Below are 17,954 nucleotides of genomic sequence, written 5' to 3' on the forward strand. Positions count from 1 at the left end.
ATTCCAAAATTATAAGGCCGATCACCCGTTCAGGTAAGAAGATATCTGTCGCAACTGGGTGGGCCTACTCCCAGCGCGCTACCACGTCGTCCGATATCTCCTGCCCCAATTTCGTTCCCTTCGCCAATCGTCTCCCCAGCGCGGTGACGAATGCATCGTACCGCTCTCCTGCCTTCGCGCGCGCTGCCTGGGCAGCTGGCTCTGGCAAGGCCGGTGTTGTCGCAAGCCAGAAACGGACAAAGATGGCCAGAGCCTCGACAGATATCCCGAGATCCCGTTCCAGCCGCGTCATTCGCCGGTCGATCTGATCAAGGCGTTTGGTGACTGCCGCCTCGCGTCGCTCATCTGCATCCGGCGACAAAAAAGAGGCAATGGCCGCTTCGACGACCAGTGACTGCGAAAGATCCCGACGCGCGGCATAGTCGGACAGCAACTTCATGACGTCCTGGTCGAGATAGGCAGAGATCTGCGCCTTCTTCTTGCGAGCCGCCATAGCCGTCAAAGCTCCATGCCATCACCGAGATCAAGCGAAACTTGCCGCGCCACACCTTGCAGGACCCGGGTCATCCGGCTGGACCGGGCGGTGTCATCTTCACTGTCCTCAGTAACGTCGATCTCAAATTCGTTTTCGCTCGGGGCCTTCTCTTCGACAGGCCCAACTCTGTTGAGTTCCGGTTGGTGCCGACGTTCAGACCCCGTTGGATCCTCGTCCTCTGCAGCCAATGCCGACGTTCTTAGGCTGACTTCGGGAGTCGCAGGAAGTGACAGGTCGCTCCAATCATCGCTCTGTCTTTGGACGGCCGAAGCTGACACAGGCGGTGGCAGGATGCGTTCGCTGAATCGCTTGTCTTCGTAATAGCGCGCCTTTTTCGCCCGGATCGGCGGTGTGCCCGCGACCATCACTATTTCATCAGTCGGTGGAAGCTGCATGATCTCGCCTGGGGTCAGCAATTGGCGTGCGGTCTCAGACCGGGAGACCATGAGGTGACCGAGCCAGGGGCTCAGCCTGTGACCGGCATAGTTCTTCATCGCCTTCATTTCTGTTGCGGTACCGAGTGCATCCGAAACGCGTTTGGCAGTCCTCTCGTCATTCGTGGCGAAGCTGACGCGAACGTGGCAATTGTCGAGGATTGAGTTATTCGGCCCGTAAGCCTTCTCGATCTGGTTCAGCGATTGCGCAATCAGGAAACTCTTGAGGCCATAGCCGGCCATGAAGGCGAGTGCCGACTCGAAGAAATCCAACCGACCCAAGGCTGGGAATTCGTCAAGCATCAGAAGCAGCCGGTGCCGGCCTGCGTTTGCACGAAGGTCTTCTGTAAGACGGCGGCCAATCTGATTGAGGATCAGGCGGATCAGCGGCTTGGTACGGTTGATGTCCGATGGCGGCACCACAAGATAGAGCGTCGTGGGGTGCGTGCCTCCCACCATGTCGGTAATCCGCCAGTCGCACCGGCGCGTCACCTCAGCCACCACAGGATCCCGGTAAAGCCCAAGGAACGACATGGCCGTCGAGAGCACCCCGGAGCGTTCATTCTCGGATTTGTTCAGCAGCTCCCTTGCCGCACTGGCAATCACCGGATGCGGGCCGGCTTCCCCCAGATGGGCGGTCTTCATCATCGCCGCCAAGGTCAACTCGATCGCTCGTTTCGGGTCGGACAGGAAAGCCGCGACACCCGCCAGTGTCTTGTCCTTCTCGGCATAGAGGACATGCAGGATCGCGCCAACGAGAAGCGCATGGGACGTCTTCTCCCAGTGGTTCCGCTTTTCGAGCGACCCTTCCGGATCCACCAGGATGTCAGCGATGTTCTGGACGTCGCGCACTTCCCATTCGCCGCAGCGGACTTCAAGCAACGGATTGTAAGCTGCAGATTTCGGATTGGTGGGATCAAATAGCAGAACCCGGCCATGCTTGGCGCGGAAGCCCGCCGTGAGCTGCCAGTTTTCTCCCTTGATATCGTGAACGATGGCCGAGCCCGGCCAGGTCAGCAGCGACGGGACGACCAGACCGACACCCTTGCCGGAGCGGGTGGGGGCGAAGCACAGCACGTGCTCCGGTCCATCATGACGGAGATAGTCTTTCTCGTAGCAGCCGAGGATAACACCGTCAGGGTTCAGAAGGTTCGCCGCTCGTACCTCTTGCCTTTCGGCCCAACGAGCAGACCCGTAGGTCTCAACGCGTTTCGCTTCACGCGCACGCCAGACCGACATGCCGATGGCGATCGCGATGGACAGAAATCCGCCGGAAACGGCAATGACGGCGCCGCGCACAAAAACTCCAGGCGCATACGCATCATAGAAGTACCACCACCAGAAAAAGGCCGGCGGATAGTAGATTGGCCAACCGGCCAGTTCGAACCAAGAAGGACCAAGCTGCCCCTGAAAACCCAGTCTCCAAGCAACATATTGCGTTGCGCCCCAGGTGGTGAGGGTCACGATGAGAGAGACCGCCAAAAGCTGGCCCCAGAGGATTTTTGTCGCAGACATTGTGGTGCTCCCGATCGATCCAATTTCAAAGACCAAGCCCTCGCTTGCGCCCGAAGCTCCAGTCCACACCGCCACCAGAGCGGGCGATGCCGGACACAAGCTGCTCACGTTGCTTTTCGAGTGACGGTGTCCACGGAACGAGTTGGAAGCCGAGACCGTCATCGATCATGGCGAAACGGCCAGAGGCGAGGTCAAATCGTTGGCGGTAGGTGCCGGCGACATACTCACCGGAACCAGCACGATTGAATGGCTGCCCGGTCTCGGCTACCAGTCTCTCGCCAAATGCCTCCAACTCGTTACGGCGCAATGTCTCGATGAGGTTTCGGGCGAAGGTGACACGCAGTCCCTTCCGCTCGGCGAAGCCCTCTTCAATCAGGTGCTCCGTCCGGTGTTCGAGCGCTTCCTTCACCTCGGCACCGAAGCCCCCCTCCGAGAGCGCAAGAGGTTCGCGGGCAATCCTCTGCCGGTCGAGCCAAGTGGCACCTGAGGCGGTGACCTGCCGCTCAATGTCGAGATCGGATCGGACCGCTAGCGCTACACGCCGCTGCCCACGTGCATCAGCAAATTTTCGGAGCTCGACAATCGATCCAGGCGCGCTGTCACCGGCTGCGTCAATATCGGGAAGCCGGACGTGATGTGTCCGGCCGTCAACACCGTCGATGATCGCATAAGCAGATCCCCTCAGCTCATCGTCGAGGCCGCGCCTCACCAGCCGACCGATGATGGGCGTGTCCAGGCTCTCCCCAGCGAGCACAAAGCCTGACGATCCACGCTCTATACCCTGATCAGTCAAAGCCCGGTGCATCCGCTTGATGATGTCGCCACGCTCGCCCAGTTCGCACAATGTTGCTTCTGCATCGTCGCCAATCACCCATTGACCGGGACCAACCTGATCGGCAAGGCCGAGAGCCTGCAGCTTGCGTAAACGTCCAACCTTCAGAGTGTGGAATTCATCCGGCTTCCGATCTGTGTCTGTTGCCGTGTCAATGATGCCGGTCCTGCGGCCATCTCGAACAAGCTGCCGGTCAAGCTGGGTCCAGCGCTCCGCCTCGACTTGGCGCTCCAGATGATGTCGAATATCGAGATCGGTGCGCGGTCCAAGCTCCAGCGTCACCAGATCCTGAGCGCGGGCCCGCATGCCCTCCTTGATGTAATCCCGGGAAATCACCAGGTCCTGGCCGTCGTCAAGCTTTCCGCGCAGGATGATATGGACATGGGGGTTGTCCGTATTCCAGTGATCGACGCCAACCCAGTCGAGGTCTGTGCCGAGGTCCTTTTCCATCTGACGCATCAGATCCCGGCTGAATGATCTGAGATCGGCCAGGTCCGTGGCGTCTTCCGGCGAGACGATGAAACGGAAATGATGCCGGTCGTCCTGGCAGCGTTCGGCAAACGCCTTCGGATCGACAGCATCATCGCTGGGGCTGAACATCCGTGCCTTCTCTCCGTCTCGGGTCACTCCTTCCCGGCCGAGATATTTGAGATGTGCAGCAAGCGGTGACGATCGTGCCGAATGCCGAACGACCCGCGTCTTGATGACGACGACACGGGACCTGCCGGTCAGCAGCCGGTTGGCTTGGACGCTTGCCCTCCGGCCGCGCCCGAAACTGGAGCGCTTGACAGTGCTGATCCGGCCCGAGCGAGACACATGTCCGCCAGCCTTCTGGGCGGCAGCCAGCGCCTGGGCAATGAACGGGCGGGCCCGCTGCGCGCGCGATGATCGGACGCGCCCGGGCCGGATGCGGAAATCGTGCTCATCGGACATGTGACATCTCCGCAATGTGTAAAGATCCAAGCAAAGTCAGGGAGATAAGTTTGACGCGCACGTTGCGGATTTTGGCAGCACATTGCGCGACGCAGCGAAAAGACCAATAAAAACAACCGACCGACCCAAGCGCACCTTGCGCCCTTTTATCTCGCCATCCCCCGGCCGCGTCACACCCCGCCGGCCCCAGTCCACTCTGTCCTGCGCGGATGCACTCCAGAGTGCGGGTTTCGTCGACCGCGCTCATCGAAAACCCTCTCTGGAAGATCTGGAGACAAACAGAGTCCCAGCTGCCCCGGAGCCAGTGTACCCGCGGACCGTTTCAACTGCATTCGGTGCAGCACCGGACCCACCGTCAATTTGCTGTCGATTTACAGATGTGTCGGCAGTCTTGAGACTCGCAAAGAGCGGTGCGTCACGCCAATCTAGCGAACAAGCGGATGCATCGCCGACGTCCGGGAGCGGGTGGCCGCCGAGTGCCGGGGCGAGCAGCGCCACATAGCTGCGTGTTACGGCCGGCAACGTTCGACAGTCTTCCAGATAGGCGTCGTAGCGCGCTGGACCTGCATTATAGGCAGCCAGCATGCCGGTGATATCGCCGTACCGGTCGAACATTTCGCGGAGATACGCTGTGCCCGCGAGGATGTTGTCGTGCGGATCGAACGGGTCTGCGTTGAGATCATATCGGATGCGCAGCTCCTCCCAGGTTCCGGGCATCAGCTGCATCAGTCCCATGGCGCCGGCGGCGGAGACGGCATTCGGATTGCCGTCGCTTTCCAGGTCTACGACCGCCCTTATCCAGTGCCCCGGAACACCAAAACGCTGTGAAGCCTCTGCGATGTGAGCGGCATAAGGATCACGTGCTACCGGCTGCCCGGACGGCGCGTATCTTGCCGGCCCAGCATCTGCCGTTGTGCACTCGAGGAACAGGCCGGTAAGGAGAAGGAAGGCAGCGTGACGCATGGCATTACTCCTGCCCGCTCGATCGAGAAGTACTGCGACGGTTCTGGAATTGCGTGAGGCGAGCAGACTCCTCAGTCCAGACCGGCGTGAGCTTTGCGGTAATCGCAGTGACCGGGAGCGGCCCGAAATACCGGCCGTCAAGACTGTCCGGCGCGTCCGGGTTCATGAGAAATATTTCGCCCTCACCAAGCCCGCGGCAGCCCTGCCAGCGCGGCAGAGAACGACCCAGCCGATCATGTCCCCGTGCCTCTCCATGCGACCTACCCCCGACGAAGATCGTCGCCCCCTTGCGACAGACACCGGTACCGGGCAGCGCAATCACGTGTTTGATCAGAGGCACGCCGCGCGGAAGGTATTCCCGCTTAGCAAGGAAATCGGCGAGTGCTTTGGGCGGCACAACGGCAACCAGGTCGCCGATCTCCAGCCTGCCTACGGGCTGCGCGAAATAGAGCCCCACCGGCACGCTGGCCGAGGCATTCCAGATCAGGCGTGGTTGCCATGTGGAGACGAGCGACGACAGGGTGAGTGCTGCCGACAGTCCGGTCAGCGCGAAGATGAATTTGCGCCGGCGCATCACTGTACCCGCCGCCGTTTGAGCCAGGCATGATGCTCGGGCCGCGTATAGGGATGGGCTTCTTCTCCGACGGTCAGGCGGTTGTGAAGGTGCCGCCAATAGTCCGGCGATGCATCCGCAGGATCGATGGCAAGCGCCTCGATCGCGTCGACCGCCTGCAGCACCCGTTCGACCTTTGGCCAGCCATGGATTTTCAGAAGCAACTCCCCGCCGGGCCGCACGAAGGGCAGTGTCTGGTAGGGTGCGCCGCGTCCGACCGCGCTCAAGATATCGATGCGCGAGATCACCGTGCCGTAACCGTTCGCAGCCCACCGGACAAAACAGAAGATTGAACCGGGCGAGAAACCGACGATGCGGTCGCTGCCATTGAGTATGTGCTCATAAGACTGGCGACCGAAGCGGATCCAGTGTTCGATCTTGCCTTTTTCCCAGGTGAGTTCGACCAAGGTCATCTCCGAGGTGACATCGTCGGGCAAGGGATGGCCCATCCATCTGCGGCGCGGTTTCTCGCTCATGGCTTTTCTCCGTCGGCGATTGGGAATTCGCGCGCGAAGAGATCGCGCAGCATGTCGGCAACGGTGACCCCTCGCTGAAAAGCCACGATCTTGATCCGGGCACGCTGATCGGGTGTCACATCGATGGTGAGGCGCGCGGTAAAACCGTTCGCGGCACCGGCGTCTGATTTGCGTTCAGCATCCTTGACCCATCGCTCCGGATCTGCCGGCCTCGATGTAAAACCCTGGCGGGTGGACTGATTGCTCATGACCCGGACCTCTCGATCCCGAGCCTGTCTATCTCCGACACCAGGGCTGCGATTTCTCTGGCACCAGGCGTTTCCTTGTCCAATTCGCTTACAAGCCGGCCGGACTGCGCGGCGCTCGCAAAAGCGACACGCTGACCGATGGTTCGGGTAAGCACCGGAGGGTCGTTGTCGGACAGGGCTTCAGCCGTATCGCGGGCGATCAGGGTACGGGTGCCGCAGCGATTGAGAACGAAGCGCGCCGTCAGTTGTGGCCGGTAGATTCGAGCTTCATTGACGAGAGCGAGCATCTCCGCGGATGCCCAGCCGTCGAGCGGTGACGGCTGCACCGGGATCAGCACCAGGTCGGCAGCGAGCAGCGCCGAGCGCATCAGGCCAGCGACACGGGGCGGTCCGTCGATGATGACATGATCAGCGCTCTGGGCGAGCTCCGGAGCTTCCCGGTGAAGCGTGTCGCGGGCAAGGCCGACGACTCCGAACAGCCTCGGCAGGCCTTCCCGGCTGCGGGCTTCCGACCAGTCCAAAGCCGAGCCTTGCGGGTCCGCATCGATGAGCGTGACGCGCTTGCCGCGTCTTGCCCATTCTCCTGCCAGATTAAGCGCCAGCGTCGTCTTGCCGACACCGCCCTTCTGGTTGAGCAGAGCGACGATCATGTCGCTGCTCCACGACACTTCGGGGACTTATCCGCAGGGGCTGAAAACCGCGCCGGCGTTAGAAGAATTCCGAAGGAATTCTGGTTAGGTAAGTTACGGGGCACATAACCTATTGCTTCTACTGCCGGATTTGCCGGTTTCGGTCCCCGATAGCACGAGGTTCGGGTCCCCGATGGCACGATAGTTTCGGTCCCTGATAGCACGAGTGAATTCACAGCTTTCCCCCAGAGCGAATGTTGGTGCGGCGTTGACGAGATGTGCGGGAGACCACCGCCTCAGCAGTTGGTGCGAATGACAGGCGCGGAGGCTCATCGCACGCCCGCGCCAGTTCCAGGCGATAACCAGGCAGGGGCTGCCGGCGGACAATATCGCGCAGGTCGTAGGTGAAATGCTTGAGCGGCGAGAGACTGCCGGACTTGGCGTGGAGGTGCTTGAGCGAGAAGCTCCAGCCATATTCCTGGCGGCCGCCATGTTTGCGGACAAGCCGGTAAAGCCAGCGCTCAAGCCCCCCTGTCAGGCCGAAATAGGCCCGGTCGATGGTCAACACGAGGGCATCTTCGAGAACCGTGGCGTAGAACCAGTCTGGCAGGATCAGTTCAAGGCCGAGGGGGCGACCGCGTTGGTCGGCCCTCTCCTTCCACTCATTGATCCAGGAGAAGCGATGCATGCGCCGTTCGGTCGGCTGACGGATCGAGGTCGCAACTGTCGTAGACTGCAGCCGGTCGAGAGCGGACTTGAGCCGGTCGTAATCTCTCCGGCTGACACCCCGGCCGATGAATGTCAGGATCTCATAGGGTGTCGCGGACATCAGGCGCGACGTCCGAAGTCCGGCATCACGTGCCTCCACGATCTGCGAAGCGGCCCAGATCAGGATGTCGGCGTCCCAGATGGTTGCCATGCCATGCTCGGCCACGGCTTCGACGCGAATGACGATCGGCCCCGCCTTGAAATCTATCGGCTTCAACCGCCTCGATTTGGCAAGCGAGAAGAACGGATAGGCCATCAGATCCTGTGCATCGCGCGGGGCAAGGTCTCCGGGCAGGGCCCGGAAGAGATCGAGCTGATCATGAAGTGTAGGGGACTCGCGGTCCGTCACGGCGCGCGTCACCGCACGGCGCGGCCGGAACCGCCTGCCTGCTGCGCATTATGGCGCTTTGCTGGAAGCACCCGCCCGCTCGGGTCGGATGTCGAGGTGACAGCGCCCCGATTGGCCCAGTCCTGCAGGTCCTCGAGCGAATAGACCACGCGGCCACCAAGCTTGCGGTATGCAGGCCCAGTTCCATAAGTGCGATGCTTTTCGAGCGTGCGGCCGGAGAGGCCGAGAAAACGCGCAGCTTCGGGAGTGCGCAGATAGCGCGGCGGCAAACCGGCGAGCGGATCAGGCATGGTCGAACCTCCAGGAAGTGGTGAGCACCGCTGGTCAACAGCGGCCGATGGAGGTCACGATGGCGGAGTGGCAAAGCGGAGGGGGAGTGCGAAGATGAGGATACGAAAATCGCACCCCTTCGAACTTTCGGGTTTTCTAGCGGCGGAGCAGATCCAGATAACCGCCGGCAACCATGGCGAGGCCGTCCCGCAGAAGCCGTATGGTCGTGTCGCGAAGGGGAGAGGTTTTCCAGGGCTCCGAGGCCACCCGCCTGGCCCCGAAGAGGTTTTTTGCGATTTCCCGATAAGTCGCTCCATTTGAGCGGCCATCGACCGCTCGCAACATGGATTTGAACCGAAGGCGTTTCTGCGGGGTGAGACGGCTGTCCGCGCCGATCTCTCTGCCTTCGAGGAAATCAAGCAACCGCCCCATTGCCCTGTGCCGGGCGCGAGCACCATCGTCCAATGGAGAAAAGACAGAGAGCGGATATTCGGTGAAGCGAGAGGCCTGAAGCAGGAGATGGACAGTTCTCAGCCCTTTTCCGAGGATGACATGCATCCCATCAGGGCCCTGGCGAGTTATCCCGCTGTGGAGGGTTTGAATAGTGAGAAGGCTGGGTTTGTCCGGTCTAAAGCCGGTTTCCGCTGATTTCAGGATGAGCTTCGACTTATCGGCAGCCGGATCCCAGTGAACGGGTTCATCGAGAGCCGTCAGATCCGGACTTGTCGCGAAACGAGATCCCCCAGCGAGCGCGGAGCAATGTGTCCATCTCGTCAGGAGACCTCCCTTCGGCTTTCAGGTCTGCAAACTCTCGCTGATAGTTAGTGTTTCGTCTGAGGCCTTCCCAGCAAAGATCGGGGACACTCGAATCGTCAAAGTAATCGTACGCAGCGTCTGATCGCCACTGCGAAACATCCGGCACCATCGGCAACCTCCTGAAATGCAGGAACAATGCAATTGGAGGCCGGAACCATCATAAGTTGTAGCAGGAATGGGAACCCCTTGGGTTGGGAGAACATGATGCGCGGAACGCATCGCCAAATGAGGTCAATTCCCCTCGCCTTCCGCCAGGAGCAGCCGGTAGCCGTGTTCCGTCATCCACTGCGCACGTGCCAAATGGCTGTCGTGAACTCGCCGTGCCCGATCGGGTTCCCGGTCCGGGTCGAGGCCAAAGAGGACTTGCACGGCTTCTGTCCAGTCCGCCCCGTCTGCCTTGGCGTCGAGGAGACGCATATAAAGCTTGAAGTACTTTCGGTCGTAGTCGGTGAGTTTATCTGTATCCGGTGCCCGGTCGAGAAATCCCGGCTCAGTCATCGCGCGTCCCCTCTTAATTTCCTGCCGCCGTGAAAGCGGTGGTGCCCATGTCTTTGTAACAATAATTGAGAATGGTTGTAAGGTTCGCCGGATGCATCGCGTGATGCACACGGCGCATCGAAACACGCAAAAAAACGCCGAATTTGACCCGCTACAACCGGTGGTTACGCAGAGATTTTTCTCAGGACGCAAAAAGCCAGCCTCGTAATCAAATTCTTCGAGGTTCTTTTGTAGAGAATACTCCGTGGTAAAATACTCTTCAAGGCGTTGCTCTCCGATTTATGGAAATCCGAGAGGTTTTTGCAAAAAATCTGAGAGCTTTGCGGCAGGCTAAAGGCCTGTCACAGGAGGAACTTGCCCATCAAGCAGGGATTGATCGGACCTACATCAGTGCCCTAGAGCGCAACGTGTATAATGCCAGCATTGATGTTGTTGATAGATTGGCACAAGTGCTGGGGGTGGAAGCCGCACAGTTGCTTAAACCAACGACCACAGACCATGAAGAATTGAAGCTTGAGGCCGATACTTAAAAAAATATGTACTCAGCGATTCTTCAATGGATGATTGTATTAAAGTTCCTCGACGGAGATCTTTTCCTCTTGCGTCAGAAATCGGCTTCGCGGAAGGCCAAATGGCAGTTCGCGCACGAATCTGATGGCGCCATCTCGCACTTTCGATGGAAGCGCTTCCCACCAGAACGGGTGCGTATCCTGAGCGAATATGAACCGCAGACTGGTAAGGTTCACTTGCTGGAACTCAGCTCGAAGCGGCTCCTCAACGAGGGCAAATAGAACCCACCAGCAAATAAAATTGTATTCGCGACCTCGTTTTGTATTTCCAGATGCGAATATACGGTCAGAACATCTCCGTTGGTCGCTTGAATTCGGCCGTGGCAAAAGCTATCCGGCTAAGTCGGAACATCATGCTGCAGTACCACGTGGCTGAGCAAGTCACCAGTCAGACTGCCGCTCGGACACTCCGTCTGGCTGCAGCACATTTTTACGGCATCAACCGTGCACTCGTTTTCCGCATCGATATTCGCCAGATCCATCAGCCCCGAGACAAGGACACGACAACTCTCGCTCTTGCCAAAGAGTGGCGCTTAATCTGAACCGTAAACTTTTACTGCCAGATGGACCGATTTGCCCCAACCGAAATTTTCGACAGCTAAGTCGAAAGTATGGAAAATATCATACAACTATACGCTATGACCTCCTGTTTACTTGGCACAAAGGGCGACATCACGCGTGCTTATTACAGAATTTTCAAATCGATCTGTGCCCGATGGAAAGTAATGGACTTCAGAACAGCTTGGTGACCAGTGACCTGTAGAACTTCTGCTCCTCGCCTTCGGACTTGTCGATGCGGTCGAGCAAGTCCTTCAAGGTGACGTCTACCCTGGTCGTCTTGCGCGTATTCGGCCGATCAGTCCGGCTGATGCCAGTCACGCCCACATGCGGAAGAATTGCGGCAATCACGCGCTCAACGGTGTTGAACAGGAAGTCGGTGCTGTAACCGGCAAGGAAACCGAGCGCGGCGGTGCTGAGATGGATGACCCCACTCTCCTCGGTCGTTATGGTTTCGGCAAAAAGGACAATGGCACCGCCCGAAATCGTCCCTAAGAGAATGCGATTGAAATACTCGGGTTGCCGGCGCATGTCGAAGCTGCGCTCGTAGAGATAAACATGCGCTGAACGCAAGAGGTAGACTGAAGCGCCGATCCCCCCGTAGAGATAAGGTGTGATGATGCTCGCAAATGCCGTCAACCCGGCCTTCCAGCCCGAGGCGTTCTCACTCTCGAAAGGAAGATGCGCACCGCCCCAATCGAATGCCACGATCAACACGGCAAACACGATCGCCATGATCCAGATCTGGCGCGTGAATTTCTGCGCAAGTGATGCTTTTGGAGCATTGGTGTCGCCAGTTTCGGTGTTGCGCAGCGTCTCGGCGGTTACTGGTGCGGTGAACTGTGCCAGCGCCATGTATTGCATCTGGAAGTCGACAAGGTCCGCAACGGCGACGGTTACCGGCAACTCGTTTTCTCGCGGCTTCGATGAGCCTTCAGTTAGCGCGGCGAACCCCTGAAGGGCCGCGACCAACTCCTGCGGCACCGTCTGACCCTCCGGATTCGCGTAGCCGGTCTGAACGACGAATTCCAGAAGCTCCAAAGCATCTCGAACCTCGCGCAGATTGTCGTCATCCAGCGGAACTAGGCCGGTATCCGGGTCGGCGGGTGGTATTGTGGTCATCTCGGTCCTCCGTTTCAGAAAAAGGGGATCATTCATGCAATTCGGAGCGACTCCCTGATCATGAGGCCGGCCCCGACGTTGGGAATTCCAGCTATTGGGCAGAAGCCGCCGGTTTCTGCCGTGCCGCATCAGTTTTCCGGCAGGGGCTCCGGCTCCGAGACCACGCCGATCATGCCGGGTGGCTGACTATCCGGAGCGCCCCGTGAAATCCAGTTCCGGATATAGTCGATCCGGACCTGTGCAATCCTCGGCCGATAACGCGGCATTCGCTGAAGGTTCTCCTCAGGCAACCCGATACGCTGGATGATCGCCGAGCCGTCCGGATCACCGGCCTTGACCGGATTGACGGAACTGGCCAAGAACTGCTGCAAATCGGTGTCTCTCCAGAAGGCCTGATGAGGCGGGCCGACGGAAAAACCACGCACGGCCTCATCCAGGATTTCAGCAACCTTTCGGAACTCATAAGCGGCACCGGATGCGGGCAGAGATCCGCCCGAACCGAGGAGGTCCGCCATGGCAATGCTGCCGGCATCGTCTTCGACCAGAAACGCCAGGAATGGATCATCCCGGTCCTCATCGGTCGAAGTCAGCTCCCGTGCAAGGTTCTCCGTAGCGCGAAAAACGTCTGCATGGCCCCGCCAGCAATCGGTGTCATCGGGTGGCAGGTCCAGCCGGTAGGGCAATTCGAACGGTGGTCCGGCCCTGGTTTCACCGCCAGCGTCGTTCAGCGGCATCTGAACGAGCTTGCCCGCGATTTTCTTGAGCCGCCGCATCTCCTTGAAGGTCCAGTATGCAAGCAACCCCTTGGGCGTGCGGTCACCGGACTGACCGCCCTCGCGGACGAATACCGGGCCTTCGGACCTGAGTGCATGGGCCAGGAAACGCAGAAGCAACCTGTATCTCAGGTTGAACAGCTGGGCCCAGGCGCGCGTTCGTGAGGCCGTGATCCGGCCGTCCGGAGCATCCCCGGCTCCCTGCCCGGAGGACACGGCCACCGTGACATTCGGGTCGGACACGACCGGCCAGACCGGCACCGTACCCGTTTCCTGCTCGATTTCCGCGAGCAACTTGTAGGCGGCAATGAACCGCTCGAAATGGGATTCGCCATCCCCCATGTCGACATCGGCCTCTTCTCCCTGGTCACCGATTTCCTGAATCGCAGACACTGCTGCCCGTCGAGCGTCAGCGCTGTCCACCTGATCGAACGTGTGCACCAGCACCCTAAGATCGATATCCTTCACGGGGAAAGGATGCGGCCTGTAGCCCCAGTCGTCCCAGCGCGCCTGGCGCGATACCCGGTCAAGCCGGAAATCCTCATCCCTGAGGTCATGGGCGAAAAGCTCACGCAATCTGGCGAACAAGGGACCGACGTGCCGGACCATGTGGCCGTCGTTGCTTTTGCGCGCCCTGGGTTCCAGCTCGGTGTCGTAAAGCCGGAGTTCATCCGCCGTTAGCCCGACATCAAGCGCGGCCCGGTCGACCGGGCTCTCCGCGATGGCATACTTCGCCAGGCTGTCAAGCGAGACGCGTTCCAGCGCAAACCGAAACGGATAGATCTCGCTCGCATGTGGCGAGTGCTCCCGCCCCAGATGCAAGGGAGCTCCAAGGAGGGTCAACAGGTTCTGCACGGTTATCAGATGCCCCATTTCCTCCCTGGCGATCTGCCGAAGGATGTCCTTGAGCATCCGGACCTTGTCCGCTGCATCACCACCCCGTCCTTCATCCAGCGAGTAGGATGCGAACAGGTAATGCACCATCAGGAAGTGCTCGATTTCCGCGGCCGCCGTAAGCCAGAACACCGCCTCGTCTCTTGGCGCAAGGGGTGGGCTGACAACGGGTGTAGCAGCCGGCGACGCGACGGTCGCGGCCGGGTTTGCCACGGGACGGGCAAACACGTTCGGCGATATGTAGGAACTGATCTTCATCTCCAGAGCGCCTCCGTCGCGCACCGTTTGGTCAGGCCGGCTTGCCAGCGTCGATCCAGCGCTTGAAAAGGGCGATGTCCGTCTCCGGCCATTCCCCGTCGCAGGGCATGGTTCCGTCTTCTAGCCGGGCAAGGATACGATCCGCAGCCTTTGCGACGTCCTCGTAGACGTGAAGGTCGAAGCTGCTGATTGCCTTCATCACCGCCGCGTCCCGCACGCGGAACAGGGGTTTGATGTCGGCGTCGAAACTCGGTGATGCGATCTCACCGCCTGACGTCGATGCAACCAGTCGCATTTCTGGCATGCCTTTGGGGGCCTTTCCAACAAGAGCGGTCTTGGCGTTTGCAGCGGCGTGAATCCGGACACCGGTCAGGGGTTGGTCCGGTCCCCAATAATTCTCGACATTGTCCAGGAGAATATCCGCGCTGACCGGGACAAGGACCGGCAGGACGGTCTGACCCGGTGCCGGGGGCGTCCCGACCATGTCACAGTCCAGAATGCCGTCCGCGGGTGGCTGGACATAAATGAAGGGACTGAGCTCGATGCTGCTCCAGCCGCTGCTGCTGGTGCGACCGGTGGCCATGACCAGAAGTTTGGATGGAAGGCTTTTCAGAAGTGTAAGATCAATCAGATCAACACTGTAAATTCTCGTCGACATGGCTTGCCTCGCTCTGCTGGCTTATTTCCGACTACGGTGGTGAACGATCTGGCTGACTGAGGCGTCATCCGTAACGATCCGGACGATGAAACTGCCCGGATCGCTTGTCTCGCCGTGTTCATCGGCGAAATCCCAGGTGATCTTGCGTGTTCCGGTGGCCGGAGCGGTCTCGGACAGAAGGAGACGGACTTCCCGGCCGAACCGTTCCCAGATCCGGACCTCCAGCCTCTCGGTGCCTTCGGGAACATCGATATCGAAGGTGACTTCCTTGTCGGCCGCTAGTTCGATCGGCGGGACGTGCACCATGTCGCGCCGGATGGGCGCTTCCGCCAGCTTGTAAACCGTGTCGCCGCTCGCATAGGCCACACGGACCGGGTCGCCGATAAACCGGAACCGGTTCAGTCGAAATCCGACATGGTTGGCGTTGTTCCAGGTCTTGCCACCGTCGAGGGTTTCACTTGTGTAGCCACCCTGGAAAAACAGGTCTCCCCAGCCCCCGACCCAGCCGACGCTGTCATCGAGAAAGCCGATACCCTCCAGATTGGCGTTACGTTGTCTGTCGTTGATGGCCAACCTTTCCCAGGTCTGCCCCAGGTCGTTGGAACGCAGGATCGCACCGTCATGGAGGTTCTCCAGGGACACCAGCAGGGTGCTCTCGCCAAGCTTCTGGATTTTCCAACCCCATTCTCCCCGGGGAAATTCCCCGATGCTGGTATTGACTTCGATCGCGTTGCGCCATGTAGCCCCGCCATCTTCGGTGGCAAGCACGACAGGCACGACGTCACGCCGCACCGTGTCCCTGTCCGGGTGAAGAACCTCGTCCACACCTCCGACGACCCAGCCTGTACGCTCGTCCTGAAAGAAGATGTCGACCAGGAGTGCCGGCGTGAGCCCTAGATCAAGCAGTGTCCATGTGTTTCCCCCGTCCGTACTGCGCAACACGCCGGCGGTCTCGTCGGGGTAATTGGTGCCGGCGGCGAAAACGACGTCGTCGGTGACCGCAATCAGTCCGCATATGCGGGCCGGGCCATTTTCGGGCAGGCCAGCGACCGGTTGCCACGTCTCGCCACCATCCTCCGTTGCGTAAAGCCTGTGTGGTCCCGACAATGTGCCGATCCACCCGCGCATCGGCGAGGAAAAGGTGACGCAGCGAAGATAGCTGTCTGGGAAAAGCTGCAATTCCTCCCAGGTCTGCGCACCGTCCCTGGTACGGAACAGCTTGCCGTCCGAGTTCACCGCCCAGCCAAGCAAATCATCGTGAAACCAGACATCATCCGTTCGCGAGTTCGCCGTCGGCAAGGGTGTGGGGTACCATGTCAATGACACGTCATTGTCCTCCAGTTGTGTATTTTTCTTCCGGCTGCGCTCACGCCTGAGCGGCCGGCTCCCTCACCCAGGCGGCCACGGCTTCGGGCCGACGGGAAATCCGGGTCTCGCTGAATGGGCGCATCAACTCGACGGGCGTGCCGTTGATTTCGAGCAACCGGCCGGACCAGACATGGGAATAGAGAACCATCAGGTCCGAGCGGTCCGTGTCGGTGAGACGGCTATCCGGGCCGTAGTTCATGATCGAAAACCGCTCGTGCGTTCCGAAGATCTCGCTGGGAAACGCGGCCTCACCCGTCTTGGCGAAGAAATGGCGAAGCCCGAACACATGCCCCAATTCATGGGCCATGGTCTCGATCTGTTCCTGGCGGCTTTGCTCGAACAGCAGCGGATACAGCGTCAGTCGATGCTGTCCGCCGTCGGGGAAAAAGGCGCTGGCAAGCGTGCAACGTTGTGCGGCATCACAATCGTTTTGCGATGACACGACGATTTCAAAGTCCCAGGGCTGCTGTGCCTCGGTGAATTTCACGGGTACGGCCGGTCCCCACTCGAGTAGGGCTTCACCAAACAGTTCGCGGACAAATCCCTTGACGGCCTCGGGGTCGAGAAACCGGGTCAGGGATTGCTCGTTGAACCGCCAGTGAAGCGTCACGTCCCGGCCCCAGAGCGGGATGAACCCCTGGCTCGCGTCCACCACCAGTTCCAGCGGCGACCTGTTTTCGGGTGTCGCGTGACCCATGCTGTCGGTCACACACCTGGCGCCGCCATGATAGATGTGCGTCAGTTCTTCCTCATCTCGCGCGCAGTCGCGCACGTCGCGCAGTGCAAACTGGCTGCGTCCGGATGTCTTTTTCTTGACCATCTTGATGTCCCCCGCGTGGCAGGTATCTGGATGCTGTGGATGTGGCCGATGGGGCCGGAACCCGGCGGGAGGAAATCCCCGGGCGATATCGTTCCGCCGGGCAGCGCGCCTGAGCGCAACGCGGCGGAACGGGGCTCAGTGCCGCGGCGTGGCCGGAGCGGCTTCCAGGTGGCCGTGCCGGTTGATCCTGACGGCGTCGACCTGTCCATCCGGACCGATCGAACTGCCGCTCAGCAGGCTTGCCGGCAACTTGCGACGAACGAGGAGAGGAACCGTCATGGAGACATTTTCCGCGGACTCGTAGGCCAGCATCTGTTCTCTCAGGATGCCGATCGTGATTGCCTCGCCCAGCAACGCGGATTCGATGTAGTCGGTGTAGTAGTGAACCCCGGCGATGTTGCGCGCGTTCGAGATGTTCCAGAGAAGCTTGTTGAGCTCGCCTTCGAGGGTTAGTCCCTTGCCGATCGCGACACCCAGCAGATCGATGCTGGTGTCTTCGGCACCTGTCCCACAGTCGGGCACAAGCGCGGTCCCGCCAGGTTCGACCAGATAGGCTGGCTTGTCCGGATGGTCAGGATTGCGCATGTTGAAGAACGCCTTCAGCAGTGTCACGCAAGCCCCCGCTACGGTTGCATGTCCCGCGCCATAGGCCGGGTGCATCGGGGATCCCTCGGGAAAGGCCATCGGCAAAAGCCATTTGGCGATGTCGTAGTCTGACGGATCTTCACCGTTCTGGCTGGCGTTGTGTTCGCGGATGTCCGTCAGGATGCCTTCCAGGGGCGGCTCCGTCCCGCCACCATTGGGAAAGCTGTAGGTGGCCAACGTCCGGCCGAGCTGGGCGCGTGCGCGTGCTTCGGCAGAATCGCCGCCGGTCTCGAACGGCTTGCTCGCGTGTTCGCGGTTCGGGTCGTAGCCCGAATAGATGGTGTGGAACAGCGCGCCGGCCGCCTCGGGCCGCAAACGACGGTGCACCGTGAACTTCTGTGCCCGGACAGCCTTCAGGGCCCGGCTCGACACTTCCGTCAAGAGCGTCAGAAGATGCGGACCACCAAACA

Annotated in this window: 19 protein-coding genes; 1 reads left to right on the top strand and 18 read right to left on the bottom strand. The window is 60.1% G+C overall.

Annotated elements, in window-relative coordinates; genetic code table 11:
- Positions 1-64 precede the first annotated feature (64 nt).
- From RBB46_RS09215 to RBB46_RS09270, 13 genes are all read right to left on the bottom strand, one after another.
- A complete protein-coding gene (locus tag RBB46_RS09215) occupies positions 65-493 on the bottom strand; it encodes a CopG family transcriptional regulator (RefSeq protein ID WP_306028677.1) in 429 nt (142 codons plus the stop codon).
- Positions 494-498: 5 nt separating this feature from the next.
- A complete protein-coding gene (locus RBB46_RS09220) occupies positions 499-2,484 on the bottom strand; it encodes a conjugal transfer protein TraG (protein WP_306028678.1) in 1,986 nt (661 codons plus the stop codon).
- 25 nt (positions 2,485-2,509) lie between these two features.
- Positions 2,510-4,249 carry a VirD2 family relaxase/mobilization nuclease gene (locus RBB46_RS09225; protein ID WP_306028679.1) on the bottom strand — a complete coding sequence of 580 codons (1,740 nt, stop codon included), beginning with the start codon at positions 4,247-4,249 and terminating at the stop codon, positions 2,510-2,512.
- A 243-nt stretch (positions 4,250-4,492) separates the two neighbouring features.
- Positions 4,493-5,212 (bottom strand): lytic transglycosylase domain-containing protein, encoded by a 720-nt coding sequence (locus tag RBB46_RS09230; RefSeq protein ID WP_306028680.1) that lies wholly within the window; start codon positions 5,210-5,212, stop codon positions 4,493-4,495.
- Between the two features lie 4 nt (positions 5,213-5,216).
- On the bottom strand, positions 5,217-5,786 hold the full coding sequence (locus tag RBB46_RS09235; protein ID WP_306028681.1) for a S26 family signal peptidase: 570 nt from the start codon (positions 5,784-5,786) through the stop codon (positions 5,217-5,219).
- The gene (locus RBB46_RS09240; RefSeq protein ID WP_306028755.1) at positions 5,786-6,274 is read right to left on the bottom strand and encodes a DUF2840 domain-containing protein; all 489 of its coding nucleotides are present in this window, start codon (positions 6,272-6,274) and stop codon (positions 5,786-5,788) included. The genes RBB46_RS09235 and RBB46_RS09240 overlap by 1 nt, the downstream gene beginning before the upstream one ends.
- A gap of 23 nt (positions 6,275-6,297) precedes the next feature.
- Positions 6,298-6,549 (bottom strand): hypothetical protein, encoded by a 252-nt coding sequence (locus RBB46_RS09245; RefSeq protein ID WP_306028683.1) that lies wholly within the window; start codon positions 6,547-6,549, stop codon positions 6,298-6,300.
- Complete coding sequence (gene parA, locus RBB46_RS09250) at positions 6,546-7,199, bottom strand: ParA family partition ATPase (RefSeq protein WP_306028684.1); 654 nt, start codon at positions 7,197-7,199, stop codon at positions 6,546-6,548. Before parA ends, RBB46_RS09245 begins: the two co-directional genes overlap by 4 nt.
- 211 nt (positions 7,200-7,410) lie before the next feature.
- Positions 7,411-8,295: a replication initiator protein A gene (locus tag RBB46_RS09255; protein WP_336623152.1), complete on the bottom strand. Its 885-nt coding sequence runs from the start codon at positions 8,293-8,295 to the stop codon at positions 7,411-7,413.
- Between the two features lie 8 nt (positions 8,296-8,303).
- The gene (locus RBB46_RS09260) at positions 8,304-8,585 is read right to left on the bottom strand and encodes an AlpA family transcriptional regulator (protein ID WP_306028686.1); all 282 of its coding nucleotides are present in this window, start codon (positions 8,583-8,585) and stop codon (positions 8,304-8,306) included.
- 136 nt (positions 8,586-8,721) lie between these two features.
- Entirely contained in the window at positions 8,722-9,123 is a 402-nt protein-coding gene (locus RBB46_RS09265; protein ID WP_306028687.1) for a DUF2285 domain-containing protein, read from the bottom strand.
- A 139-nt stretch (positions 9,124-9,262) separates the two neighbouring features.
- Entirely contained in the window at positions 9,263-9,490 is a 228-nt protein-coding gene (locus tag RBB46_RS23280) for a DUF6499 domain-containing protein (protein WP_369293113.1), read from the bottom strand.
- Positions 9,491-9,612: 122 nt separating this feature from the next.
- Complete coding sequence (locus RBB46_RS09270) at positions 9,613-9,879, bottom strand: DUF2285 domain-containing protein (RefSeq protein WP_306028688.1); 267 nt, start codon at positions 9,877-9,879, stop codon at positions 9,613-9,615.
- A gap of 281 nt (positions 9,880-10,160) precedes the next feature.
- Here RBB46_RS09270 and RBB46_RS09275 point away from each other — a divergent pair, with 281 nt between their 5' ends.
- Positions 10,161-10,409 carry a helix-turn-helix domain-containing protein gene (locus RBB46_RS09275; protein ID WP_306028689.1) on the top strand — a complete coding sequence of 83 codons (249 nt, stop codon included), beginning with the start codon at positions 10,161-10,163 and terminating at the stop codon, positions 10,407-10,409.
- A gap of 771 nt (positions 10,410-11,180) precedes the next feature.
- On the opposite strand, the gene RBB46_RS09280 is transcribed toward RBB46_RS09275, so the two are convergent.
- The 5 genes from RBB46_RS09280 to RBB46_RS09300 all read right to left on the bottom strand — a co-directional run bounded on the left by RBB46_RS09280 (position 11,181) and on the right by RBB46_RS09300 (position 16,899).
- The gene (locus RBB46_RS09280) at positions 11,181-12,128 is read right to left on the bottom strand and encodes a hypothetical protein (RefSeq protein WP_306028690.1); all 948 of its coding nucleotides are present in this window, start codon (positions 12,126-12,128) and stop codon (positions 11,181-11,183) included.
- Positions 12,129-12,256: 128 nt separating this feature from the next.
- Positions 12,257-14,053 (bottom strand): ferritin-like domain-containing protein, encoded by a 1,797-nt coding sequence (locus tag RBB46_RS09285; protein WP_306028691.1) that lies wholly within the window; start codon positions 14,051-14,053, stop codon positions 12,257-12,259.
- A gap of 31 nt (positions 14,054-14,084) precedes the next feature.
- Positions 14,085-14,711 carry a hypothetical protein gene (locus RBB46_RS09290; RefSeq protein WP_306028692.1) on the bottom strand — a complete coding sequence of 209 codons (627 nt, stop codon included), beginning with the start codon at positions 14,709-14,711 and terminating at the stop codon, positions 14,085-14,087.
- A 21-nt stretch (positions 14,712-14,732) separates the two neighbouring features.
- Positions 14,733-16,037 (bottom strand): YCF48-related protein, encoded by a 1,305-nt coding sequence (locus tag RBB46_RS09295; protein WP_306028693.1) that lies wholly within the window; start codon positions 16,035-16,037, stop codon positions 14,733-14,735.
- Between the two features lie 40 nt (positions 16,038-16,077).
- The gene (locus RBB46_RS09300) at positions 16,078-16,899 is read right to left on the bottom strand and encodes a matrixin family metalloprotease (RefSeq protein ID WP_306028694.1); all 822 of its coding nucleotides are present in this window, start codon (positions 16,897-16,899) and stop codon (positions 16,078-16,080) included.
- Positions 16,900-17,954: the final 1,055 nt, after the last annotated feature.

The sequence above is a fragment of the Stappia sp. MMSF_3263 genome (assembly GCF_030733745.1).
Lineage (GTDB): Bacteria > Pseudomonadota > Alphaproteobacteria > Rhizobiales > Stappiaceae > Stappia.